General features: G+C 59.6%; 21 protein-coding genes, 3 tRNA genes and 2 rRNA genes. 8 read left to right on the top strand and 18 right to left on the bottom strand.

Features of this window, described 5'->3' with window-relative positions; genetic code table 11:
* Positions 1–70 precede the first annotated feature (70 nt).
* On the bottom strand, positions 71–595 hold the full coding sequence (locus tag ACEE43_RS08270) for a peptidylprolyl isomerase (RefSeq protein WP_135011286.1): 525 nt from the start codon (positions 593–595) through the stop codon (positions 71–73).
* 89 nt (positions 596–684) lie between these two features.
* Entirely contained in the window at positions 685–1,875 is a 1,191-nt protein-coding gene (locus ACEE43_RS08265) for an AAA family ATPase (RefSeq protein WP_449107185.1), read from the bottom strand.
* Between the two features lie 354 nt (positions 1,876–2,229).
* Here ACEE43_RS08265 and ACEE43_RS08260 point away from each other — a divergent pair, with 354 nt between their 5' ends.
* Positions 2,230–2,862: a hypothetical protein gene (locus ACEE43_RS08260; RefSeq protein WP_449107184.1), complete on the top strand. Its 633-nt coding sequence runs from the start codon at positions 2,230–2,232 to the stop codon at positions 2,860–2,862.
* A 207-nt stretch (positions 2,863–3,069) separates the two neighbouring features.
* Entirely contained in the window at positions 3,070–4,041 is a 972-nt protein-coding gene (locus ACEE43_RS08255) for an amidohydrolase family protein (RefSeq protein WP_449107183.1), read from the top strand.
* Positions 4,042–4,105: 64 nt separating this feature from the next.
* On the opposite strand, the gene ACEE43_RS08250 is transcribed toward ACEE43_RS08255, so the two are convergent.
* The 16 genes from ACEE43_RS08250 to dnaA all read right to left on the bottom strand — a co-directional run bounded on the left by ACEE43_RS08250 (position 4,106) and on the right by dnaA (position 19,418).
* Positions 4,106–5,572 (bottom strand): sodium/glutamate symporter, encoded by a 1,467-nt coding sequence (locus ACEE43_RS08250; RefSeq protein ID WP_449107182.1) that lies wholly within the window; start codon positions 5,570–5,572, stop codon positions 4,106–4,108.
* 264 nt (positions 5,573–5,836) lie between these two features.
* Positions 5,837–5,953 (bottom strand): 5S ribosomal RNA (rrf, locus tag ACEE43_RS08245).
* 3 nt (positions 5,954–5,956) lie between these two features.
* Positions 5,957–6,029 (bottom strand) — tRNA-Ala (locus tag ACEE43_RS08240).
* 347 nt (positions 6,030–6,376) lie between these two features.
* A complete protein-coding gene (locus ACEE43_RS08235; protein ID WP_449107181.1) occupies positions 6,377–6,664 on the bottom strand; it encodes a hypothetical protein in 288 nt (95 codons plus the stop codon).
* On the bottom strand, positions 6,665–7,858 hold the full coding sequence (locus ACEE43_RS08230; RefSeq protein WP_449107180.1) for an anion permease: 1,194 nt from the start codon (positions 7,856–7,858) through the stop codon (positions 6,665–6,667).
* Positions 7,859–8,295: 437 nt separating this feature from the next.
* A 5S ribosomal RNA gene (gene rrf / locus ACEE43_RS08225) occupies positions 8,296–8,412 on the bottom strand.
* 3 nt (positions 8,413–8,415) lie between these two features.
* Positions 8,416–8,488 (bottom strand) — tRNA-Ala (locus ACEE43_RS08220).
* Between the two features lie 12 nt (positions 8,489–8,500).
* Positions 8,501–8,620 (bottom strand): DLW-39 family protein, encoded by a 120-nt coding sequence (locus ACEE43_RS08215; RefSeq protein ID WP_449107179.1) that lies wholly within the window; start codon positions 8,618–8,620, stop codon positions 8,501–8,503.
* Between the two features lie 23 nt (positions 8,621–8,643).
* Positions 8,644–8,717, bottom strand: a tRNA-Ile gene (locus ACEE43_RS08210).
* 157 nt (positions 8,718–8,874) lie between these two features.
* Entirely contained in the window at positions 8,875–9,381 is a 507-nt protein-coding gene (locus ACEE43_RS08205) for a DUF3566 domain-containing protein (RefSeq protein WP_449107178.1), read from the bottom strand.
* Complete coding sequence (gene gyrA / locus ACEE43_RS08200; protein WP_449107177.1) at positions 9,371–12,013, bottom strand: DNA gyrase subunit A; 2,643 nt, start codon at positions 12,011–12,013, stop codon at positions 9,371–9,373. The genes ACEE43_RS08205 and gyrA overlap by 11 nt, the downstream gene beginning before the upstream one ends.
* Before the next feature lie 74 nt (positions 12,014–12,087).
* The gene (gene gyrB, locus ACEE43_RS08195; RefSeq protein ID WP_449107176.1) at positions 12,088–14,115 is read right to left on the bottom strand and encodes a DNA topoisomerase (ATP-hydrolyzing) subunit B; all 2,028 of its coding nucleotides are present in this window, start codon (positions 14,113–14,115) and stop codon (positions 12,088–12,090) included.
* Positions 14,116–14,415: 300 nt separating this feature from the next.
* Positions 14,416–15,009 (bottom strand): DUF721 domain-containing protein, encoded by a 594-nt coding sequence (locus tag ACEE43_RS08190; RefSeq protein ID WP_449107175.1) that lies wholly within the window; start codon positions 15,007–15,009, stop codon positions 14,416–14,418.
* A gap of 18 nt (positions 15,010–15,027) precedes the next feature.
* Positions 15,028–16,221, bottom strand: coding sequence for a DNA replication/repair protein RecF (gene recF, locus ACEE43_RS08185; RefSeq protein ID WP_449107297.1), 1,194 nt, complete (start codon positions 16,219–16,221; stop codon positions 15,028–15,030).
* Positions 16,222–16,257: 36 nt separating this feature from the next.
* On the bottom strand, positions 16,258–17,385 hold the full coding sequence (gene dnaN, locus ACEE43_RS08180) for a DNA polymerase III subunit beta (RefSeq protein WP_237221979.1): 1,128 nt from the start codon (positions 17,383–17,385) through the stop codon (positions 16,258–16,260).
* A 461-nt stretch (positions 17,386–17,846) separates the two neighbouring features.
* A complete protein-coding gene (gene dnaA / locus ACEE43_RS08175; protein ID WP_449107296.1) occupies positions 17,847–19,418 on the bottom strand; it encodes a chromosomal replication initiator protein DnaA in 1,572 nt (523 codons plus the stop codon).
* Between the two features lie 496 nt (positions 19,419–19,914).
* Here dnaA and rpmH point away from each other — a divergent pair, with 496 nt between their 5' ends.
* The 6 genes from rpmH to rsmG all read left to right on the top strand — a co-directional run bounded on the left by rpmH (position 19,915) and on the right by rsmG (position 23,155).
* Entirely contained in the window at positions 19,915–20,052 is a 138-nt protein-coding gene (rpmH, locus tag ACEE43_RS08170; RefSeq protein ID WP_083091541.1) for a 50S ribosomal protein L34, read from the top strand.
* A 95-nt stretch (positions 20,053–20,147) separates the two neighbouring features.
* On the top strand, positions 20,148–20,510 hold the full coding sequence (gene rnpA / locus ACEE43_RS08165; protein WP_135011299.1) for a ribonuclease P protein component: 363 nt from the start codon (positions 20,148–20,150) through the stop codon (positions 20,508–20,510).
* A 3-nt stretch (positions 20,511–20,513) separates the two neighbouring features.
* Positions 20,514–20,918, top strand: coding sequence for a membrane protein insertion efficiency factor YidD (gene yidD, locus ACEE43_RS08160; RefSeq protein WP_449107174.1), 405 nt, complete (start codon positions 20,514–20,516; stop codon positions 20,916–20,918).
* Positions 20,919–20,976: 58 nt separating this feature from the next.
* Complete coding sequence (gene yidC / locus ACEE43_RS08155) at positions 20,977–21,948, top strand: membrane protein insertase YidC (protein WP_237205117.1); 972 nt, start codon at positions 20,977–20,979, stop codon at positions 21,946–21,948.
* Positions 21,949–21,970: 22 nt separating this feature from the next.
* Entirely contained in the window at positions 21,971–22,501 is a 531-nt protein-coding gene (locus ACEE43_RS08150) for a Jag family protein (protein ID WP_449107173.1), read from the top strand.
* 3 nt (positions 22,502–22,504) lie between these two features.
* Entirely contained in the window at positions 22,505–23,155 is a 651-nt protein-coding gene (rsmG, locus tag ACEE43_RS08145; protein ID WP_449107172.1) for a 16S rRNA (guanine(527)-N(7))-methyltransferase RsmG, read from the top strand.
* Positions 23,156–23,161: the final 6 nt, after the last annotated feature.

Genomic DNA, 23,161 nt, shown 5'->3' with positions numbered 1-23,161 from the left:
AAAAATTTTTCTAGGGTAGAGCAAAGGCCCACCCAGGAAGGGGCGGGCCTTGCACTAACCTGTGGAAGGTTTAGAGTTCTTCGATGTCGATGGATGAGATAACGACGTCCTCGACGGGGCGGTCCATAGCGCCGGTTGCTACACCTTCGATGGCGTCAACGACCTTCTTGGAGTCCTCATCTGCGACCTCACCGAAGATGGTGTGGCGGCCGTTGAGCCAGGGGGTCTCAACGGTGGTGATGAAGAACTGGGAGCCATTGGTGCCGGGGCCTGCGTTGGCCATAGCCAGCAGGTAGGGCTTGTTGAAGCTCAGTTCGGGGTGGATTTCGTCCTTGAACTGGTAGCCGGGGCCGCCAATACCCTGACCGAGGGGGTCGCCGCCCTGGATCATGAAGTCGCGGATGATGCGGTGGAAGATGACGTCCTTGTAGAGAGGGCCTTCCTGTACTTCACCGGTGCGGGGGTGGCGCCATTCCTGGGTGCCATCAGACAGACCGATGAAGTTCTTGACGGTCAGCGGTGCGTGGTTACCGAAGAGGTTAACGACGATGTCACCGTGGTTGGTGTGAATAGTTGCTTTTGCAGTTGCAGTCATGCCCCTATTCTCGCACGGGCAGGTGGGCAGCCGCTAGATATGACCTGAGCTTTTGCGGTGAGTGAAAGGGGCGGACGCCGGGGCGCGGCCTACACTTGCCCCGCCTGTCTCAGCACGAAGTCCTGCATTCCCGGCACCGTAAAGGCCAGCTGGCCTACACCCGGCGAGTACACCAGCCCTTTCTCAATAAGGGATTTACGCACCACGCTGGTCCCGTTAGCTGTCTTATCCAGGGTCTCTGCGATTTCTCCGGTACGGGCGGCCTGACCTTTCATCACGCGGGCCATAGCAACCAGGTAGTCCTGTTCTGCATCGGTAGTCCGCTGCCAGCGGGTGAGGTAAAAACCGCTATCTAGTTCGCTTCGCCCTACGGCAAGGCCAGCAAGCACATCGTCGTCGGTGATGGTCTGTTGGGCGGCAGAGTTCCAGATAGCCTGCCCGTACTGCTGAATGAAGTAGGGGTAGCCCTGCGAGGCTACGGTTGCTTTTTCGAGGGCGCTTTCTACGATATGGCCACCGGGCCTGCGGATAGGTTCGATGAAAGCCCGCCGGGTCGCCTCCGGGGTAAGAGCACCTATTTCGCGGTAGCTGAAGAGACGTTCGGCGTAGGTTTTGATTTCCCCTAGCCGGGTGGGCACTGAGGGCAGACCGGCCCCGATGATGTAAAAAGGTAGTTCCCGTTGTCCTGCTTCATGCTGGGTTGTCAGGAGCATATCGAGCAGTTCGCTGTCGAGGTCTTGGATTTCGTCAATGAAAAAACCGATAGCTTTAGGCTGGGGAAGTTCTTTGAGGGCTTCTGCCAGGTTCAGGATTGCTTCGGGGAAGTCTATATCGAGGACGCCGGTGGTGAAGGCAGGTTCGTCAGTCTTAGGTTTGAGCACTAGGCGGGCTTGGGCAAAGCCCAGCGTCAGTGATAGTTCGGCAATAGAGGCGATTGCTCGCTGTATTGCACTTCCAGTATGCCCCTGGGTGGCTACCCTGGTCTGCTGGGCAAGATCTCGTGCGAGTTTGATACGAAGCTGTTTCTGGGCAGAGGAAGTAAGGCTCCCTTCAAGTCTGAGGGTGAGCCAGCCGGAGCGTTCTGCATGGGTTTCTAGTCTGCGAAGCAGGACGGTTTTACCGACTCCGCGTAGACCGTAGAGCATAAGCCCTCTATCGGTCAGACGCATTTTGCTGCGGGCTACGAGCCTGTCGAAGTCGATGATTTCTTGGTCTCGACCTGTGAGTTCAGGCGGTGTGAGCCCTGCTCCGGGGGTGAAGGGATTGAGGTCTTGATTCATCGTTCGCTGCTTTCTAAATCTTTCTAAGGCGTTCTAAAAAATATTTTAGAACGCCTTAGAAAGATTTAGAACCGTATATCCCGCGAATGTGACTATCCGTCCCAGGCGTCCGTTCAAACAACACCCGCTCGGGAATTCACGTCGCATTCGCGCGGGCGATCCCCGGCGTCCGCGCACCCTTCAGAAGCTCTTAACTTTAGCGGGCAGAGAAACACGAGGGTTTTTGTGCCGTCTCAAAGCACTTTTACGGTTTTAGAAAGTAAGCTGATACTAAATGTAAGTTGCTTGCCACCGCACTCTACTCAAACTCACGAGTTAGATTAGGGGGCAGCCCCACACATGGAGGAAACAACCATGGCACTGTGCAAGAAGAGCAAGGCTAAGAAGGCTCAGAAGCAGGCAGAGAAGTTCTTCTCAAAGGCCGCTAAGAACACCGGCAAGAAGGCTGACAAGCTGACCGCCCTGGCCGAGAAGAAGGCTGCTCGCGCCGAGAAGCTGACCGGCAAGAAGGTTTCAGCGCTGCAGAAGGCTGCTGAGAAGCAGGGTAAGAACATCTCAAAGGCAACCCAGTCTGTTGCTAAGGACAGCTCCAAGAAGCTGGAGAAGGCCCAGTCAACCCTGGCTGACAAGATTCAGCACACCATCGACGACGTCACCCCCGCCGTTGAAAACGCTGTAGCTACCGCCCGCGTCAAGGCTGCCGACGTTGCAAGCACCGTTGCAGACAAGCTCTCTGACGCCGAGGTTCCCACCCAGGTTGAGACCGTTGCCGCTAAGGTTACCGGCGACAAGAAGGCTCTGAAAAAGGCTCAGAAGGCCGCCGTTAAGGCTGCTAAGGGCTACGCCAAGGAGCAGAAGAAGGCTGCTAAGGGCGGCAACAAGGGCCTGCTGGTCTTCGGCCTGATTGTTGCTGGCGCTGTCGCTGGGGCGGCTGCTTTCAAGGCTTCTCGCCCCGTTGAGGACCCCTGGAAGACCCCCTCCGCCTAGTCCTCACAAACCGCTAGCCCGCGTCCTTAGCTCACTCACCGCGAGCGCGGACGACCGGCCCCGGCTCCCGCTCAGGGAGGCCGGGGCCTTTGCTGTAGGGGGCTTATTCTGAGGTACCCATATCACTGCCTAGCAGAGCCTTAGTGAGCGGTCGGGGCGAGGTGTAGAGTCAGGAACTGAAAGGTAAACCCGATCAAGGAGGATTCAGTGAACACCATCGATACCCACGCCCATCTCTACCCGGCCCGCTACCTTGATTTCTTAGAGGAGCACGGGGTAGATCCCGCCACCACCCAGATTGCCCGGAACATGCGGGCTAGCGATGAGCCCGAGGAGATGGCTGCCCGTCTGAAGCAGATGGATGATGCCGGGGTCGCCGAGCAGATTCTCTCGGTGACCCCGCAGGTCCCCATGCTTGCAGATGCGAAGGACGCGCTGGCGGCAGCCCGCTTGGTCAATGACATCTACGAAGAGACCATGCAGAGCTACCCGGGACGATTCCGCTCCTACCTGGCACTCCCCGTCCCCCACGTGGCAGAGTCCCTAACCATACTCGATGAATACTTTGACCGAGAGGGCTTCATCGGGGTCGGTCTTCCCACCGTCATTCAGGGCACGCTATCCATCGCTGACGACTCGCTACTCCCCCTCTACGAACGTCTCAACGAGTTGGGCGCTAGGGTCTACATCCATGCCACCGGCGGCGGGGCCAGCTCTGGCCTTCTGACCGAGCACGGCCTGGTCTGGGTCAACGGCGCACCCGTTGAGGACGCGGTGGCGGTGCTCCACCTGCTCAAAGCAGATATCCCGGCCCGCTTCCCAAAGATTCGTTTCCACATCGCCCATCTAGCGGGCGACCTGCCCTTCTTGGCTCAGCGCATCGAAGATAACTACACCGACTGGGATGCCTTCAACCACTCCCCCGCTCAAACACTGCGCAGCATGTGGTTTGATACCGCGAACTTCCACGGCCCATCCCTACTGCTAGCAGCTGACGCCTACGGAGTGAGCCAGCTGATGATGGGCTCGGACTACCCCTACTTCCAAGACGCCCAATACACTCGCGCGGTGGAATACGTGCAGGGCGCTAGCCTACACCTGGGAGATCAGACCATAGCCCTCTCCCCCGAAGACACTGACGCCATCCTCACCACCAACGCCCAAAAGTTCTTCTCCTAAAGGACGCCCGCCCCACCGCCGCCTACCCCAGCGGGGCCAGGCGGCGGGGGCGCCCGGGCCGCGCCTAAGCGTCCTTAGCCTTGACCTGCTGCATCTGCTGGGTGTGGCGCTCGCGGTCCTTCATCTCTTTGGGGCGCAGGAAGATGAGCCCCACCGCGATGGAGATAATGAAGATGGCGAGCATGACGAAGAAGAGGGGCCAGATGCCGGTCAGATAAATGACGGGGACGGCCAGGGCGGTCACCAGGCCACCGCCGAAGAAGGGTTCGAAGACCAGCTGCTTGTAGCCGAAGGCTTCGAAGGCCGGGGATTCGCCCTTGGGGTCAACCACGCGCATCAGAATCAGACCGGTGGCGGTGACGCCCATAGACTGGCCGAAATCGCCGATGCCGCGCTCGAACCAGTAGCGGCCGATCAGGCGCGGGGCCAGCCAGAGGAAAATAGCCACGTTGAAGCCGATACCGGCCACCGCCAGAATGGCGAAGACAGCAAGGTTCTCGCCCACAGCCTGTAGGGACAGGTTGGCGATTGCGGCGACGATGAGGAAGTCCAGGGCCCAGCCCTGAATACGCAGCATCATCTGGTGGTCGATGATAGAAGCAGCCCCTACCGCCTTAGCTGCCATCTGCACGATGACGCCGCCCAGCAGGGCCATGGGGAAGAGCGGCACATAGGCGAAGATTTCAAGCGGGGTGTTCTCGTCCAGCATGATAGAGGCGTAGGTCTGCTGCTCAATCCAGCGCAGGCCCTCCAGAATCAGCCAGCCCACCAGCACCGCCAGCGCCATAATGGCCATGTGCAGGGAGAGCGGTTCGACGGACGCCGGGCGGGAAGTCATAGTGCCGGCCGAGTAGTGCTCGTCCTCGCGGAAGAGGCCTTTCTGCTCGGCAATCGACATCTTGGCATCGCCCTTGAGAATTTCGGTCTTGCCGGTGCGCACACCCCAGTTGATGAGGGCAATACCGATGACGATACCGCCCACGATACCGACGGTTGCCAGACCGACAGCCAGGTCAGCACCTTCACCGAAGCCGAGATCTTCCATCACTCCGCGCATACCGGCAGCGGTACCGTGCCCGCCCTCGAAAGCGATTTCGATGAGGGCGCCGGTCATGGGCGAGGCTGCAAAGACGGGGACGAGCACCAGGGCGGCAAGGAGCAGGCCCACGACGTACTGGCCCGACCCTAGAGCCACGCCCAAGGAGAGCTGGGGGCCGGCGAGCTGCACAGCCCGCTTGGGGGTGGGGAGTTCCTGGCCCAGGAACATGGTTGCGAAGATGACGCTGATGAGCAGGCCGGGGAGGGCTCCCCAGGTGGTGAGCATGGCGTCGGTAAAGAGGCCGTTTTCGCCCCAGGGTCCGGAGAACCGGCCGAGCACCTGGGGACCGAGCAGGAGCAGAAGGACGCCCGCCACGATGGAGCTGGGTAGGAAGAGGGCTTGCACCCAGCCGACTTTGACTCGAATAATTTTGCCGATGAGAAGGGCTACGCCGAGGATGAGGAGGGCGAAGCCAACTGCTTGTGGTGACATGGTTTTGCCTTTGTTCTCGCTGGTGCGTCCTTGCACCTACAATCACAGAGATTGCAACACTACTTACTTTTGAAGTGTTTAGTTTACCTATACAGGGCTACCTCTGGCTATTTATGACAGGGGCGGACGGGCACGAGCGTGCACCATATCGCCGAGCGTGCACCCACTTTGCGCACGCTCAGCGATATCATGCACGCTCGCCAAAAGAACTGCGCACACAAAAAGGAACCCCAGTCTTTCGACTGGGGTTCCTTACCACATTTAATTCGGCGATGACCTACTCTCCCACACCGTCGCCAGTGCAGTACCATCGGCGCTAAGAGCCTTAACTTCCGGGTTCGGGATGGGACCGGGTGTTTCCCTCTTGCTATAATCACCGAAGAGTGGAGGCGAGGGGACTCGAACCCCTAACCCCCTGCTTGCAAAGCAGGTGCGCTACCAATTGCGCCACGCCCCCGTGGTGTTATGCTTCTACCTTACTACAGGTTTTTTGCACGCGCAAACCAATTCTACCAAATGCGCGGTTAGCTCCGCCACAGGTTGAGGGTGAAAGTCTGAAAAATAGGCGATATACCCCGGTTTACCCAAGGTGGTGCAGGTACATAGCGGACACCGGTGAGCGGCTCAAAATCGCTACGGGCGGTGATACTGCGTAAGGGAAGGTCGTTGAGCACCATACTTCGCACCCTGCCTGCGTCTCCCCTCACAAAACAAGACACCAGCCCACCGGCGTCCGCCCCTTAAAACCAGCGGGGGCTGGTGGTTACAAACCACCAGCCCCCGCCGTCTATATACAGAACCCTTTTAGCCTACAGCTCCCAGGAAGTTGAAGCCGGTGTAGGCATAGATAAAATCCTTGGCGATCCAGAGAATACCGCTCACAACAGCCAAAGCCAGTACCGCAAACAGCACGTAGGCGACAGTGCGGGCCACAGGGGCAGGCTCAGTGTAGACAGTACCCTCGGGGGTCTCTACAGCGGTGCCGCTCATCAGGCGCACACCCAGGGCGTAGAGAATCGGCAGGCCAGCACCAAAGCCCAGACCGGCCAGGAAGACGGGGTAAATCTTGTGGAAGATATCAACAATCAACATTTAGGAACCGGCCTTCACGGTGGGAATCGACTCGGTGTGTACTTCGCGGGCGTTGACAGCCTCACCCGAGTGCATATCGATGTGGCTGACGGCGCTCTTGCGGGAGTGGGCCCACATCCAGAAGCAGAAACCAACCAGAATGAGGAAGACGGTTGCCTCGCCCATCCAGGCGCTACCGGTCATGGAGTTGATGCCGTTACCCACGAACCAGGTCAACGCGCCGACGGAGCCAGCGGCGGGCAGGGTGATAATCCAGGCGATGACCATACGGCGGGCGGTTGACCAGCTCACCTTGGCGCGACGGCCGAGGCCGGAGCCGATGATGGAGCCGGTTGCCACGTGAGTGGTAGACAGGGCCATACCGAAGTGGGAGGAGGTCAGGATGATAGCTGCCGAGGAGCCGTCCGCCGCGAAGCCCTGGGGGCCTTCAATATCGACGATACCCTTACCCATGGTCTTGATGATGCGCCAGCCGCCCAGGTAGGTACCCAGGGCGATAGCCAGGGCGCAGACCAGGCGAACCCAGAAGGGGATGTCCGCTTCGGGGTTGATTTCGTTGGCAGCAACCAGGGCCAGGAAGATAACGCCCATGGTCTTCTGTGCATCGTTGGTACCGTGCGCCAGGGACATCAGGAAAGCGGCAGAGATCTGGCCGAAGCGGAAGTTCTTCTTTTTCTGGTCGCCGGGCACGCTCTTGGTCAGCGCGTAGATGATGGCAGCGCCGAAGCCGGCAACAACGCCAGCGATGAGCGGGGCCATCAGGGCGGGGACGATGATCTTCATCAGCACGCCGTTCCAGAGCACGCCGCTTGCACCCAGCGATGCCAGGGTTGCGCCGATCAGGCCGCCGAAGAGGGCGTGAGAGGAGCTGGAGGGCAGGCCCAGCAGCCAGGTGAAGACGTTCCAGAGGATTGCACCTACCAGGCCGGTAAAGACGATCAGCATGAGGCTGGGGCCGCCGCCGGCAGTTTCAAGGTCGATGAGGCCGGAGCCGACGGTCTTAGCTACCTCAATGGAGAGGAATGCGCCGATGAGATTAAGGGTGGCTGAGAGAGCGACAGCCGCCTTGGGCTTGAGGGCGCCGGTGGCGATAGATGAGGCCATGGCGTTGGCGGTGTCGTGGAAGCCGTTGGTGAAGTCGAAGGCTAGTGCGGTCAGCACTACGATCACCAGAATGATGAGTTCTGTAGTCACGGTTTCTATTCTTGTGGGCAAGGCAGGTTTTTGGAAACATCAGGCAACTGAGGGGTTAGGCAGGGGTGAAATGTTGCTTAAGTTTCATAAAACCCACAAGAGGCATATTTTTGGCAAGGACGCCCGCCGCGGCGAAGGTGGAAATACTTTCGTTTCACCTGGTTAGGGGGTATTCCCTGTGAGGCTCCCCCTTAAAAGAATATGGTTTTATATGGTTTTCCCCGAGTAGGCAGGGCCTCTCGTCACGAGAATCCCACACTCGGAGCGATGTTGTTTACCATTTGTTCATCTTAAGACCCCGTGGGGTTACTCATAAACTGCCACAAAAGTTCAAGGTTTAGTTGAACCCTATTTCCACACCCCACCCGCCCCAGAGCAGAAGCGCCTATACAAAAAAGGAACCCCAGTCTTTCGACTGGGGTTCCTTACCACATTTAATTCGGCGATGACCTACTCTCCCACACCGTCGCCAGTGCAGTACCATCGGCGCTAAGAGCCTTAACTTCCGGGTTCGGGATGGGACCGGGTGTTTCCCTCTTGCTATAATCACCGAAGAGTGGAGGCGAGGGGACTCGAACCCCTAACCCCCTGCTTGCAAAGCAGGTGCGCTACCAATTGCGCCACGCCCCCATCGGGTGCTACCTATGAAATTTTATCTGTAACTTCTTCCCAAGTTTTTTTATTCTCCTGAGAATCCTTAGCTTTCTTTGCTGCTACCGCTGTTGCCAGCGCAGCGAGCGTGATTGCCATAAATTTCTTCATGTCAACCTTTCAACCAAGGTGAGTGGGCGTACCAGGAATTGAACCTGGGACCTCTACATTATCAGTGTAGCGCTCTAACCGTCTGAGCTATACGCCCTTGGTGTTCATCAGAACGAGATATAACTTTACACAGGTTTTGACACCTTGCCAAATCGAAATGGCGTGTTCTGAGACACATACCCTGAAGGGGTGTTTAAAAGCTTCGTGGCACCCTGAGTTTGCAGGGCGCCACGAAGCTGAACAGGGGTTTTGGTTTATTCGTCGGTGAGGGTTACGCCCACGCCGCCAACCAGCTTGGCTGCCACGTTGTAGAGCATGGCTGCCAGGGTGCCGAGCAGGGTGAAGAGCACGACGTTCACAACGGAGATGATGGTGCTGTAGAGAGCCACCTGCCCCAGTGAGAGGTACTGGGAGATGTCTACGGCGTCACCGGTGGTACCGAGTAGGGTCAGCAGGTCGTTGAGGCTCTGGAAGGCGCCGGTGGCCTGCATGACGAGCCAGAGAATGACGGCTGCAACCACAGTAGCGATACCGATGGCGACCGAGAGCAGGAAGACGAGCTTGGCGACCGAGAAGGTATCTACCTTGGCAACGACCAGGCGAGCGCGACGGATCTTGGAGCGGGGGGCGGGACGCACCAGCGGCTTGCGCTGAGCACCTGCGGACGCTGAACCCTGAGGGCCCGCTTTACCCTGAGAAGCGCGCGGGGTGCCGGCTCGCGGCGCTGGCCGCGGTGCGGTTCCGGTGCTTTTAGTGCTCACTCTTACCTCCAAGTGCGTCTGCGGTGTCGGCTACTGCCGGGGTGGTGTTGTTTTCTAAAGGTACTTCATCTGCCGGCTTTTCGGGGCTTTCGGCGCTGTTTTCGTCGGTGTCGTCTGCCTCATCGATGTTGCGCTCGTAGTTGCGGGCAACTTCGAGGATCTCGTCGTTCTTGCCGGGCTTAGCGAAAATGACGCCCATGGTGTCTCGGCCCTTGGCCGGTACTTCTGAGACCGAGGTGCGCACGACCTTGCCGGACTGCATGACGACCATGACCTCGTCCTCTTCGCCCACAATCAGGCCACCGACCAGGTCGCCGCGGTCTTCAGCCAGCTTGGCGACCTTGATGCCGAGGCCACCACGGCCCTGCACACGATACTGGTCAACCTGGGTGCGCTTGGCGTAGCCGCCTGCGGTGACAACGAAGACGAAGGAGTCATCGGTAACGACGTTGGCTGAGAGCAGCTCATCGCCCTCGCGGAACTTCATACCGGTCACACCGGAAGTTGCGCGACCCATGGGGCGCAGGGCTTCATCGGTGGCGGTGAAGCGCAGGGACTGACCCTGACGGGAGATCAGCAGCAGGTCGTCCTCGGCGCTAGCCAGCTGGGCTGAGACCAGTTCGTCGCCGTCACGCAGGTTGATGGCAATGACGCCGGCGGCACGGTTGGTGTCGTAGTCCGACAGGGCGGTTTTCTTCACCAGGCCGTTCTTGGTGGCCAGGATCAGGTAGGGGGCGTCCTCGTAGGACTTGAGCTCCATAACCTTGGCGATGGTCTCATCGGGCTGGAAGGCCAGCAGGTTAGCCACGTGCTGGCCCTTGGCGTCGCGGCCGGCTTCCATGAGCTCGTAGGCCTTGGTGCGGTAGACGCGACCCAGGTTGGTGAAGAAGAGGATCCAGGAGTGGGTTGAGGTGACGAAGAAGTGCTGGACGACGTCGTCCCCGCGCAGGGAGGCACCCTTGATGCCCTTGCCACCGCGGTGCTGGGAGCGGTACTGGTCGCTGCGGGTGCGCTTGACGTAGCCGCCGCGGGTGATGGTGACGACCATTTCTTCCTCGGGGATGAGGTCTTCCATGGACATGTCACCGTCGTAGCCCATGAGAATCTTGGTGCGGCGCTCATCGCCGAAACGGGCAACGATTTCAGCCAGCTCTTCAGAGATGATGGAGCGCTGGCGGTCTTCTGAGGCGATGATCGCGTTGTATTCGTCGATCATGCGCATGAGCTCGTCGTGGCGATCCTGAATCTTCTGGCGTTCCAGGGCGGCAAGGCGGCGCAGCTGCATGTTCAGAATGGCCTGGGCCTGGGCCTCGTCGATGTCGAGGAAGTCCATGAGGCCGGTGCGGGCGTCATCTGCGGTGGGGGAGCGGCGAATCAGCGCGATGACCTCATCGAGGGCGTCGAGGGCCTTGAGCAGGCCGCGCAGGATATGCGCTTCTTCTTCGGCCTGACGCAGACGGTAGCGGGTGCGGCGGACGATAACTTCGAGCTGGTGGTTGACCCAGTGGCGGATGAAGGCATCGAGAGAAAGGGTGCGGGGCACGCCGTCCACAATCGCCAGCATGTTGGCGGAGAAGTTCTCCTGCAGCTGGGTGTGCTTGTAGAGGTTGTTCAGCACCACCTTGGGCACAGCGTCGCGCTTAAGGACGATGACCAGGCGCTGGCCGGTGCGGCCGGAGGTTTCGTCGCGCAGGTCAGCGATGCCGGTGATTTTGCCGTCCTTGACCAGTTCGGCGATCTTGATGGCCAGGTTATCGGGGTTGGCTTGGTAGGGCAGTTCGGTGACGACCAGGCAGGTGCGGCCCTGGATTTCTTCGACGTTGACCACAGCGCGCATGGTGATGGAGCCGCGGCCGGTACGGTAGGCCTGCTCGATGCCCTTGTGGCCCAGGATGGTAGCGCCGGTGGGGAAGTCAGGGCCCTTAATGCGGGCGATGAGGGCTTCCAGCAGCTCTTCGTTAGAAGCGTCGGGGTTCTGCAGGAACCACTGCACACCGTCGGCGACCTCGCGCAGGTTGTGTGGCGGAATGTTGGTGGCCATACCGACCGCAATACCTGATGAGCCGTTGACCAGCAGGTTGGGGATGCGGGAGGGCAGGACGACCGGTTCCTGGTTCTTGCCGTCGTAGTTGGGCTGGAAGTCCACGGCGTCCTCGGTGATGTCTCGCACCATTTCGAGGGCCAGGGGGGCCATCTTGGTTTCGGTGTAACGGGGGGCTGCAGCGCCGTCGTTACCGGGGGATCCGAAGTTGCCCTGGCCAAGAGCCAGGGGGTAGCGCATGACCCAGTCCTGGATCAGGCGGACCAGGGTGTCGTAGATAGCGGCATCGCCGTGGGGGTGGTACTGGCCCATGACTTCACCGACGACGCGGGCGCACTTGTTGAAGGATCGCTCGGGGCGGTAGCCGCCGTCGTACATGGCGTAGATGACGCGACGGTGGACGGGCTTGAGGCCGTCACGGACGTCGGGCAGGGCGCGGCCGATGATGACGGCCATGGCGTAGTCCAGGTAGGAGCGTTCCATTTCGGAGCGCAGGTCGACGACCTCAACGTTCCCTCCGGTGTGAACCGGGTTGTCTATGATGTCGCCCTCGACGGGCTGGGGTGAGCTGGTGGTGTTCTCGTCGCTCATAAGTTCCTCGTTTTTCGTCCTTGATTTTTATATTCCATATTGGCTATATAGCGCTTAATTCACACTAAAAAGCCCTAGATATCAAGGAAGCGGATATCCTTTGCATTCTGCTGGATGAATTCTCGGCGGGCCTCGACGTCCTCACCCATCAGCACGGAGAAGATCTGGTCAGCCGCTGCGGCATCTTCCATCTTGACCTGTAGCAGGGTGCGGCGTTCGGGGTCCATGGTGGTGTCCCAGAGCTCGGTGTAGTCCATCTCGCCCAGACCCTTGTAGCGCTGGATGCCGTTGTCCTTGGGGATGCGCTGGTTCTTGGCGTAGCCGGCTTCCAGGGCAGCGTCGCGCTCGGCGTCAGAGAAGACGTAGTCGTGCGGGGCGTTGGACCACTTGATGCGGTACAGCGGGGGCTGAGCCAGGTAGACGTAGCCGGCTTCGATGAGCGGACGCATGTAGCGGAAGAGCAGGGTCAGCAGCAGGGTGGTGATGTGCTGGCCGTCCACGTCGGCATCGGCCATCAGGACGACCTTGTGGTAGCGGGCCTTCTCAATATCGAAGTCCTCACCGATGCCGGTACCGAAGGCGGTAATCAGTGACTGAATTTCAGCGTTAGACAGGGCGCGGTCGAGGCGAGCGCGCTCGACGTTCAGCACCTTACCGCGCAGGGGCAGAATAGCCTGGGTTTCGGGGTTGCGGCCGCGCACGGCTGAACCGCCCGCAGAGTCACCCTCCACCAGGTAAATCTCTGAAATCGAGGGGTCCTTAGAAGAGCAGTCCTTGAGTTTTCCGGGCATGGAGCCGGTTTCAAGCAGGCCCTTGCGGCGGGTGGTTTCGCGGGCCTTACGGGCAGCCAGGCGAGCCTGGGCTGCGGTGATAGCGCGGCGGACGATTTCCTTGCCGGTGCTGGGGTTGCGCTCCAGCCAGTCACCCAGCTGGTCCATGGTCTCGCGCTGAACGAAAGCCTTGGCTTCGGAGTTACCCAGCTTGGTCTTGGTCTGGCCCTCAAACTGGGGCTCGGAAATCTTGACGGACACCACGGCGGTCAGACCTTCGCGGACGTCCTCACCGGTGAGGTTGTCGTCCTTCTCGCGCAGCAGCTTGTTGTCGCGAGCGAAACGGTTGATCAGGGTGGTCAGAGCAGTACGGAAGCCCTCTTCGTGGGTACCGCCCTCGTGGGTGTTGATGGTGTTGGCGTAGGTGTGCACCGATTCCTTGTAGGCGGTGGTCCACTGCATGGCCACTTCCAGGCTCATCATGCGGTCGGTATCTTCGGTTTCGAAGGCGATGATGTCATCGTGCACCGTGGTGAGCTTCTTGGAGGTATTCAGGAAGTTCACGTAGTCGAAGAGGCCGTCCTTGTACATGTAGGTGACGGTCTTGTGGCCGTTGGCGTCGGCACCTACCTGATTGAGGGGCAGCTTCTCGGGCTTCTCTTCGCCGGTGACTTCATCCCCCTCGTGCAGCTCGCGTTCGTCGGTCAGCTGGATAGTCAGCCCCTTGTTCAGGAAGGCCATTTGCTGGAAGCGGGCACGCAGGGTCTCAAAGTCGAACTCGACGGTTTCGAAGATGTCGGGGTCGGGGTAGAAGGTCTGGGTGGTGCCGGTTTCGTCGGTTGCTTCCCCGCGGGTGAGGGGTTTGACGGTGTGGCCGCCGTTGGCGTAGCTGATGTGCCACTTGTAGCCCTGGCGGCGCACCTCGGTTTCGACCTTGGTCGAGAGCGCGTTCACAACAGAAATACCCACGCCGTGCAGGCCGCCGGAGACCGCATACCCGCCGCCGCCGAACTTACCACCGGCGTGCAGGATGGTCATGACGACCTCGACGGTAGGCTTCTTCTCGGTGGGGTGCTCATCGACGGGGATGCCTCGCCCGTTGTCGGCAACTCGAACCGCGCCGTCCTTCTGAATGACGACCTCGATCAGGTCAGCATGCCCTGCCAGGGCTTCATCGACAGAGTTATCAACGACTTCGTAGACCAGGTGGTGCAGGCCGCGTTCGCCGGTTGAACCGATGTACATACCGGGGCGCTTGCGAACGGCTTCAAGGCCCTCAAGGACCGTGATGTCGGCTGCGCCGTATTCGTGGGAGGTTTCTTCAGTTGCCACTGCTAGTTAGGCTCCTTGCATGGTCGGTCTCGCACCGGCAGCCGTTCAGCGCGGACGGCCGCGCACAGGGAGGCGGGGCAGGGTGGGCTGTACGGACGGGCAGGCGCGCGTATTCTGCTCCCAATTCTACCGCACAGGGCAATTTTTGAACCTGTTTTGTGATGTTTTAGAGGGGCACTTACTGCCAGAAGATACCTAGAGCGCCGCTAGAGCGCTCAAACCCCCGATGCTGTGGGTTCTCACAGGGGCAGGGGGTCAGGGGCGCAGAAACGATTTTTGTAATTTACCTTCCCCAACCTGCTACCCGTAGGTATCGCGGGGTCCCCGCCCTCCGGGAGCAACCCGTCGCCCTTTTTTCCAGGAGGGAGCCGCTGGGCCAAAGGCACGCACATCTTTGACGACATCGTCGCCTAGCTCCCCGTTGAAGCGGCGCATAATGTCGTACTTCATCTGGCGAATCTGCACGGCCCAGGCAGTGGATTCACAGCGCACGGTCATGACCCCGTCTTCAAAACTTTCGGGGGTGGCTTTTGAGGCAATCTGAGGGCCGACCAACTTGTCCCAGCGGGCCATGACCGATGAAACAGCTAGGGGAGTGGTCCAGCCTCTTTCCATGATGACGCGATCTAGCAGACCTCCCAGGCTCTGGGGGTCTCGAGCACTGGGGCCAGCCCCGGTGTAGCCACCCAGCTGGCCGCTTGCTTCTGTTGAGGTATAGCGGCGGACTTTAGTGCCGGGTTCAGCATTCATCACCCGCCCGAAGTCTTTGATGATTTTTCGCCCGGCTGCACCCTGCACGCGGTGTTCACCGCGGGCTTCTTTCGCAGCTCGTATGCGGCTGAGCAGGGCATGGGGAGCATCCACTGCTTCTACATCATATTCTGAATAAACCATATTTACCCCGCTGCCAAATTATTCCTTATTTGGAATATTACCTAGTGGGGAGCTTTCCACTCGGGCACTACCGGGCTCGACTCTTACCAGGGTAATCTCTCCCAGTTCTTCTGGGATATCGCTTGCTACAGCACAGGTCACCAGCACCTGTTCAGCCCCGGCCACAATAGCACCCAGCTTATGACGCCGGGCAGTATCAAGCTCCGCGAAGACATCGTCGAGAATCAGAATCGGCGAGGCCCCGGGGGCGTCATTATCTGCCAGGTGTACGTACCAGGAGGCCAGCTTCAGAGCCAGGGCGTAAGACCAGCTTTCACCGTGGGAGGCAAAGCCCTTGACCGGAATACCGCCCAGCTCCAGAGCCAGGTCATCTCGGTGGGGACCCACCAGGGTGACGCCCCGCTCTAGCTCTTCCCGCTGCTTATCGGCAAAGCCTCGCAGCATGGCCTCTCGCAGATCGTCTACGCCCATCAGGGCAGCGCTCGGAAGAACAGCGGAAGAAATCGGCGGGAAAACAGTGGAGTCGTACACCAGGCTCACGCTCTTAGAGCCGTCCGTGAGCTCGGTATAGGCCCTCTGTAGTTGCGGCAGAAGCAGGGCCAGGGTGCGCAGCCGGGCCTGCAGAAGGTGGGCACCGGCGTCCGCCAGCTGCTTGTTCCAGACCTCCAGGGTGTAGGCGTCCTCGGTCCCGGTGCTGCGCCGCGAGCGCATGGACTTGAGCAGGGAATTCCGCTGACGCAAAACCCGCTCATAGTCCGCCCGGTAGGCGGCAACGGAGGGGCGCAGGGATACCGCCAGATCATCAAGAAAACGGCGCCGCCCGGCGGGGTCCCCCTTCACCAGCTGCAAATCCTCGGGTGAGAAAAGCACGGTGCGGGTGACACCCAGGGCTTCACGGGCGCGGACGGGCGCCGCCCGGTTGATGCGCACCCGGTTGCTTTTACCGGGGGCTAGTTCAAACTCAAGGACGGTCTGCTGGTTGCCGCGAACCGTGCGGGTGCGGATATAGGCGCGGTCAGCGCCCACACGTACCAGCGGGGCGTCCTGACTCACCCGGTGTGAAGCCAGCTGTGCGGTGTAGTCGATGGCTTCAACAATGTTGGTTTTGCCCACCCCGTTTGACCCGAGAAAGACGGTGACGCCGGGGGTGAGGGGGAGAGTCAGGAGCTGGTAGGTGCGGTAGTCCATCAACGAAAGGTGGTCGATGTACAGCGCGCCCTCCTTGAGATAGCGGTTTGACCTGCGGTTTTACTGGTTCTGCAGGCGGATAGGCATGAGCAGGTAGCGGTAGTTCTTCTCGTCCTCAGCCTGCCAGTCCTCCTGCTCAGAAAGCACAACGGGCTTGCGGGGGTCGGTGAAGGAGAAGCGTACGAACTTGTTAGCCGCGAAGGTGTGCAGACCCTCTGAGAGGTAGCTGGGGTTGAAGGCTACGGTGATATCGTCCCCGTGCAGGTGGGCTTGCAGAACCTCGGTTGCCTGGGCGTCCTCGCCGGTGCCAGCATCTAGGGTGACCTGGCCCTGGCTGAAGGCCAGGCGGACGGGGGTGTTGCGCTCAGCGACCAGGGAGACACGGCGGACGGCTTCCATCAGGTCTGAGGTGCGGACGATCGCGTGCACGGGGGTGACTTCGGGGAAGAGGGAACGAATCTTGGGGTACTCGCCGTCGACCAGCAGGCTGGTGGTGCGGCGGGAGTCAGATTCAAAGCCGATGAGCTCGTGGGCATCTGACAGGGCGATGGACAGCTCTCCTGCACCACCCAGAGTCTTGGCGACCTCAGAAAGAGTCTTAGCCTTGACCAGTGCAGCGGTTGAGATAGAAGCGTCTGCGGGGTTCCAGGTCAGCTCGCGCATGGCCAGACGGTAGCGGTCGGTTGCGAGCAGGGTAATCTGGTCACCTTCGATTTCCATGCGCACACCGGTCAGAATCGGCAGGGTGTCGTCCTTCGACGCTGCTACCGACACCTGGGTAACAGCCTTGGCGAACTCAGAGCCCTCAACGGTACCTGATACCGCGGGGAGGGCAGGTAGCTCGGGGTAGTCGGCTACAGGCATGGACGAGAGGTTGAAGTTAGAAGAACCGCAGGAGAGGTGAACCTTGCCCTCACGCAGTTCAAAGAGCACGTCAGACTTAGGCAGCGAACGGCAGATATCAGCAAGCAGACGGCCAGATACCAGGGCTTCGCCCTCTTCAGCGATATCCGCTGCGATGTTGAGCTTAGCTGAGGTCTCGTAGTCGAAGCTGGCGATAGATACTTCACCGGCTGCTGCCTTGATGAGCAGGCCAGAGAGTACCGGTACAGGTGGACGAGGGGAGAGGGAGCGGGCAGTCCAGCTGACGGCCTCGGCCAAAGTATCGCGTTCGACAGTAAATTTCACTGGAGCACCTTCCAAAGCTTTAAACATGAGAAGCCCTTAAATCGGGCACAGTTCAGTTGTCCAGTCTACCGGACTGACCTAGCTCCATAGCCAGTTTTCTGTAATTACAAGCCGTGACCCTGAACCGAAGAGCCGTGGAGGAAAATCTGTAATTACAAGAGCCGACTCTCAGGCAAGAGTGCGCGCGTAGATTTTTTGTTATTTGACGTTTTTTCTTTAAGAATCGTAGTGTTAATAACCCCTGTGAAAACTGTGGAAAACCCCGTTTGAGCCCGGAATACCGGCAAAATGCTTGTGGGGGATCTGTGCAGAAAACCTAGCTCCACTGTGAATGAATAGTGGATGGATATTTATGCAGATAATGAACTGCACAGGCTTTGCATATTCATGCACTTAACATCCACATTAAAACCCCTTAAGTCTCAAAGTTATCCACAACCCTGTGACTAGGCCTTTTAGGGTTAGGATGCGTCACGAGACCCCTGCTTAATACGGTTGGTAAGCTCTGTGACCTGGTTAAAGATAGGTCGACGCTCTGCCATGAGGTTACGAATCTTGCGATCTGCGTACATCACGGTGGTGTGGTCACGGTCGCCCAGCTCCTGCCCGATACGGGGCAGCGACATATCGGTGAGCTCTCGTAAGAGGTACATGGCGATCTGACGCGCGTTCACCAGAGTGCGGCTACGGGACTTCGACCGCAGGTCATCAATCGTTACGTCAAAGTACTCTGCCGTCGCCTGCAACACCTGCGATGCCGTAATCTCCTGGGCACCGTCGTCCAGCAACAGATCTTTGAGCACCTGCTCCGCCAGCTGCATATCCACCGGCTGCCCCTGCAAGGAGGCAAAAGCGGTCACACGAATCAGCGCGCCCTCCAGCTCACGAATGTTGGTGGAAATGTGCGAGGCAATATATTCCATCACGTCATCGGGTACATCAAGACCCTCATTCTGGGCCTTCTTACTCAGAATCGCGATACGGGTTTCGAGCTCCGGCGGCTGAACATCGGTAATCAGACCCCACTCAAAACGCGAGCGCATACGCTCAGCAAAACCGGTCAGCTGCTTGGGCGGCAGGTCAGAGGTAATAACCACCTGCTTCTGGTGGTTGTGCAGGGCGTTGAAGGTATGGAAGAACTCTTCCTGGGTGCTGTCTTTCCCAGCCAGGAACTGAATATCGTCGATTAGGAGCATGTCGACATTGCGGTAAATCTGCTTGAAAGTAATCCCGTTGTTATCGCGAATAGAGTTGATGAAGTCGTTGGTGAACTCCTCAGAATTCACGTAGCGCACCCGCAAACCGGGGTAGAGACTCTTGGCGTAGTGGCCGATGGCGTGCAGCAGGTGGGTCTTACCCAGACCCGAGCCGCCGTAGATAAAGAGGGGATTGTAGGCAGACGCCGGGGTTTCGGACACCGCGAAGGCAGCCGCGTGGGCAAAACGGTTGGACTGGCCAATCACAAAGCTATCGAAGGTGTACTTGGGGTTCAGACGTGCAGTGGAGTCCCAGGTCTTTACATCCCCCGGCTCCGCGGGAGCCTCAACCACCTCGTCTGCCTCGACAGGCTCTTCAAGGGGCTCTACCTCATGGTTGACCTGGGTAAACTCGGGAGCCACAGGTGCCTGCCCAAAGGCGGGGGCGGCGTCCGGACGCTGGTGGGCAGCGTCGTCGAAACCGGCACGGGAAGCCTGCTCCCGCTCAGCGGGCGCAGGGAAAGACGGAGCAGCAGGACGCTCGGAAGCGGGCAGCGCCACCTTCTCGGGAGAATTCTCGAGGCTGGTATCAATAATGAAAGCCTCGGTCACCCCCTGACCAAAGGTCGCGGTAATAGCCTCCTGCAGGGTCTCCTTCAGCTCGTGCTGAAAAATATCGCGGGTAAACTCGCTCGGCACCGCAATCAGCAGCACATTACCCATAAAAGCGTGAGGCTGAGCCAGGCCAATATGCGCGCGGTGACGCTGAGCCACCGAGGTATCTGCCCGCAACAGGGTTACCAGGTGCATCCACTTCTTCTGAAGCTCCGGGTCCATATAATCGCCCACTGGCTCTCCTTTAATCTCAGGTCACGCAAAAAACTTACCCACAGCTTAGCCGTAGGACCCACCGATTTATCACCATGTTATCCACAGGGTGGAAAACTTGTGATTTAACGAGGGGAGTACCTGTTTACAGTATGTGATTAAACCGCGCACCGCTAGCTCAAAGCCGCAGTTTTTGTAACTTACAACTTTCCCCGGTGTGCCTGTGGATAACTCTCGCTAGGGCGAGCGCGCTCGCAAGCTATCCACAGGTGTGGGCAAACTCTCCCACATACCTGTGATTAAAGACCTACCCCTAGCGGGCTTGACCTTATATCGCAACCTCTTCTAGAGTTGTTTAGTCAAAGTGTGCTAGGACTATGCCTATATCTAAGGCCTGATATCCGCCCCTTACACGGCGGAGCTAACACACGAGCAAGAAGCGTCAACCTGTTCGAAGAACTGTTGAAAGGTTGGCCCCCGTACCAACCATTTTTGGAGTAACCAAATGAGCAAGCGGACTTTCCAGCCGAATAACCGCCGCCGCGCCAAGAAGCACGGCTTCCGTCTTCGCATGCGCACCCGTGCAGGCCGCGCCATCCTCGCGAACCGTCGTTCAAAGGGCCGCGCAAGCCTCTCAGCATAAGGCTTCACATCTCCTCGCCTCGGCCTAGCCCCTTGTGCAGGCCAACGTGATCACGCAGCCCGCCGAGAGACGACCGAAAAGACAAAGGAGACTACGTGCTGGCACAACAGCACCGGATGCGAGCTTCGGCTCAATTCTCAGCAACTACACGTTCCGGCGCCCGCTCAGGGCGTCGGAACTTAGTTCTATATACAGCCAAAACAGGCGAAGAACCAACCATCATCGGTTTCATCGTCTCCAAGGCCGTCGGTAACGCCGTTACCCGCAACAAAACCAAGCGACGCCTCCGCGACATCATCGCCCCCTTTGTCGCCGAAAACCCCACCGGCTACCGGGTGGTTGTGCGCGCCCTGCCGCCGGCAGCGTCCGCCCCCTACACCGACCTCGAAACAGACCTGACCAGCGCGCTGGCCACCACCCTCAAAAAACTCGGTGCCACCGCCCGAGAGGAGCTCTAACCCATGAGCGCCTCCCATCAGCACCCCAGCGGGGCTCACACGGACGAAGACGTCCTGCTCAACCAGGCCCCCCACGAGTTCGTCGTACCCACCACCCTCGTTCAGGCAGCTATCACCCTGCCCCAGAACGTCCTCATCGCTTTCATCAAGGTCTACCGCGCCATCGTCTCGCCGCTCTACGGCAACGTCTGCCGGTACTATCCGAGCTGCTCAGCCTACGGGCTCGAATCGCTCACCACCCACGGCGCCATACGCGGCCTCTCGCTGACCGTCCGCCGTCTACTGCGCTGCCACCCCTGGGCCACCGGAGGCCTCGACCCGGTTCCACCCGGGCGGCGCACCTTCGCCCCCGGCACCGAACCCAAAATAATACTTCTAAACCACCCGCACCAGCACCTGAACCACTAACAGGCACTGGCTGCAGTCCACCACAACCGGCTCACACACCCGAGCCAGGGAGAGAACTATGTTCGACATCATTCTCTGGCCCTTCAAATGGATCGTCTCGGCGATTCTCTGGGCATTCCACGAACTCTTCACCGCCATCGGCATGGACCCCGCGTCCGGCGTCACCTGGGTACTGGCCATCATCGGCCTGACCCTGGTCATGCGAACCCTCACCATCCCGCTCTTCATGAAGCAGATCAAGGCCATGCGCGGCATGCAGGAACTGCAGCCCGAACTGGCCAAGCTCCAGGCCAAGTACAAGGGCAAGACCGACCAGCTCTCCCGCCAGGCCATGGCCCAGGAGCAGATGGAACTCTACCGCAAGACCGGCTCCAACCCCCTGGCCTCCTGCATGCCCATCCTGGTGCAGATGCCCATCTTCTTCGGCCTCTTCCAGGTACTCAACGGTGTACCCAGCGCAGCTGCTAACAACGAGAGCATCTTGATGCTCTCCAACGACAAGGTCGAGCAGTTCAACGACGCCTACATCTTCGGCGCCCCCCTCTTCTCCACTATGATGCGCCCCGGCGATGGCAACCACGCAGCGACCATCATCATCGCCGCCATCATGGTCGTGCTCATGAGCGCTACCCAGTTCTACATCACCAAGCAGCTCTCGGTGAAGAATATGTCGGACGCCGCCAAGCAGTCCCCCATGTACCGCCAGCAGCAGATCATGCTCTACGTGCTGCCCCTGGTCTTCGCTATCTCGGGTATCAACTTCCCCCTGGGCGTGCTCGTCTACTGGACCGTCTCCAACTTCTGGTCACTGGGCCAGCAGTACTGGGTCATCAAGAACAACCCCACCCCCGGTTCTCAGGCCGAGCGTGAGCTCAACGAGCGCCGCGCCGCCAAGGGTCTGCCCCCCGTTGGTAAGACCAAGGAAGAGCACGAAGCTGAGCTCGAAGCCCAGCGTGAGCGTGCCAACCGCGGCCAGCGTCAGCAGCCTATGAGCAAGAAGCGCCAAAAGCAGCAGAACAAGAAGAAATAGCGGCAGCTACAGGAGGAACCCCATGACTGAAGCCTACGAAGAAACCGCCGCAGACAGCGTCCTTGAAGACGCCGCAGAGCAGGGCTTTGAGGACGAAGGCGACATCGCCGCTGACTACCTCGAAGAACTTCTCGACATCGCAGACATCGACGGCGACATCGACATCGAGGTGCGCAACGGCCGCACCTACCTCTCGGTTGTAACCGAGGACGGCAATAACACTGAACTCTCTGCCCTCGTGGGTGAAGACGGCGAAGTGCTGGACGCCCTGCAGGAGCTCGTGCGCCTCTCGGTGCTGGCTGCCACCGGCCAGCGCACCCGCCTGATTCTGGACATCGCTGAGCATCGTGCCGGCCGCCAGAAGGCTCTCGTGGACATGGCTGAAACCGCCATTGCCCGCGTCAAAGAAACCGGTGACGACGTGCACCTGGAGCCCCTGGGCTCCTACGAGCGTAAACTGGTACACGACATTGTGGCAGCCCACGGCCTCCACTCCGAGTCCGAAGGCGCTGGTCCCGACCGTCATATCGTCATCATGCCGGCGGAGGACTAGACCATGAACGAAGCAACCACCGACCTTCCCGAACTGGCTGGCCCTACCCTGGTAGCTGCCGACCAGATCTTCGGTGACCGCCTGCCCCTGGCAGAGCGCTACGTGGAGCACCTAGCTACCAGCGGCATCGAACGAGGCCTGATTGGCCCCCGCGAGGTTCCCCGCCTCTGGGAGCGCCACGTGCTCAACTGCGCCGTGGTTGAGGAGTTCATCGAGGACGGCGCCCGCGTCGCCGACGTGGGCTCCGGTGCGGGCTTGCCCGGCCTCTGTCTGGCCATTGCCCGCCCCGACCTGCAGCTGACCCTCATTGAGCCCTTGGAGCGCCGAGTTATCTGGCTGACCGAGGTCGTGGACGATCTCGGGCTCGATAATGTCGAAATCCTGCGCTCGCGCGCTGAGCAGGCCGTAGGCCAGGTTGACGCTGACTATGTGACCGCCCGCGCCGTCTCAGCCCTCGTTGGCCTGCTGGACATCACCCTGCCGATTCTGCGCGGCACTGGCCAGCTGCTAGCCCTCAAGGGCCGCAGCGCGGCGGACGAGATTACCAAGGCTCAGAAGAAGCTCAACAAGTACGGCGCTCGCGAGACCGAAATTTTGGTTGCCGGTGAGTCCCTGCTCGAAGAGCCCACCACTGTAGTGCGCGTTAGCCTCTAACCTTTA

Source organism: Rothia sp. 11254D007BW (assembly GCF_053548195.1).
The sequence above is the reverse complement of the archived record's forward strand: the minus strand, read 5'-3'. Positions and strand labels throughout refer to the sequence as shown.

Coding starts and splice junctions, on each gene's coding strand:
- ACEE43_RS08150 (WP_449107173.1), top strand. CDS start 21,971: ATGACTGAAGCCTACGAAGAAACCGCCGCAGACAGCGTCCTTGAAGAC.
- ACEE43_RS08270 (WP_135011286.1), bottom strand. CDS start 595: ATGACTGCAACTGCAAAAGCAACTATTCACACCAACCACGGTGACATC.
- ACEE43_RS08235 (WP_449107181.1), bottom strand. CDS start 6,664: ATGTTGATTGTTGATATCTTCCACAAGATTTACCCCGTCTTCCTGGCC.
- ACEE43_RS08265 (WP_449107185.1), bottom strand. CDS start 1,875: ATGAATCAAGACCTCAATCCCTTCACCCCCGGAGCAGGGCTCACACCG.
- ACEE43_RS08190 (WP_449107175.1), bottom strand. CDS start 15,009: ATGGTTTATTCAGAATATGATGTAGAAGCAGTGGATGCTCCCCATGCC.
- ACEE43_RS08250 (WP_449107182.1), bottom strand. CDS start 5,572: ATGTCACCACAAGCAGTTGGCTTCGCCCTCCTCATCCTCGGCGTAGCC.
- yidD (WP_449107174.1), top strand. CDS start 20,514: ATGAGCGCCTCCCATCAGCACCCCAGCGGGGCTCACACGGACGAAGAC.
- gyrA (WP_449107177.1), bottom strand. CDS start 12,013: ATGAGCGACGAGAACACCACCAGCTCACCCCAGCCCGTCGAGGGCGAC.
- ACEE43_RS08260 (WP_449107184.1), top strand. CDS start 2,230: ATGGCACTGTGCAAGAAGAGCAAGGCTAAGAAGGCTCAGAAGCAGGCA.
- yidC (WP_237205117.1), top strand. CDS start 20,977: ATGTTCGACATCATTCTCTGGCCCTTCAAATGGATCGTCTCGGCGATT.
- dnaA (WP_449107296.1), bottom strand. CDS start 19,418: ATGGACCCGGAGCTTCAGAAGAAGTGGATGCACCTGGTAACCCTGTTG.
- rpmH (WP_083091541.1), top strand. CDS start 19,915: ATGAGCAAGCGGACTTTCCAGCCGAATAACCGCCGCCGCGCCAAGAAG.
- ACEE43_RS08215 (WP_449107179.1), bottom strand. CDS start 8,620: ATGAAGAAATTTATGGCAATCACGCTCGCTGCGCTGGCAACAGCGGTA.
- rsmG (WP_449107172.1), top strand. CDS start 22,505: ATGAACGAAGCAACCACCGACCTTCCCGAACTGGCTGGCCCTACCCTG.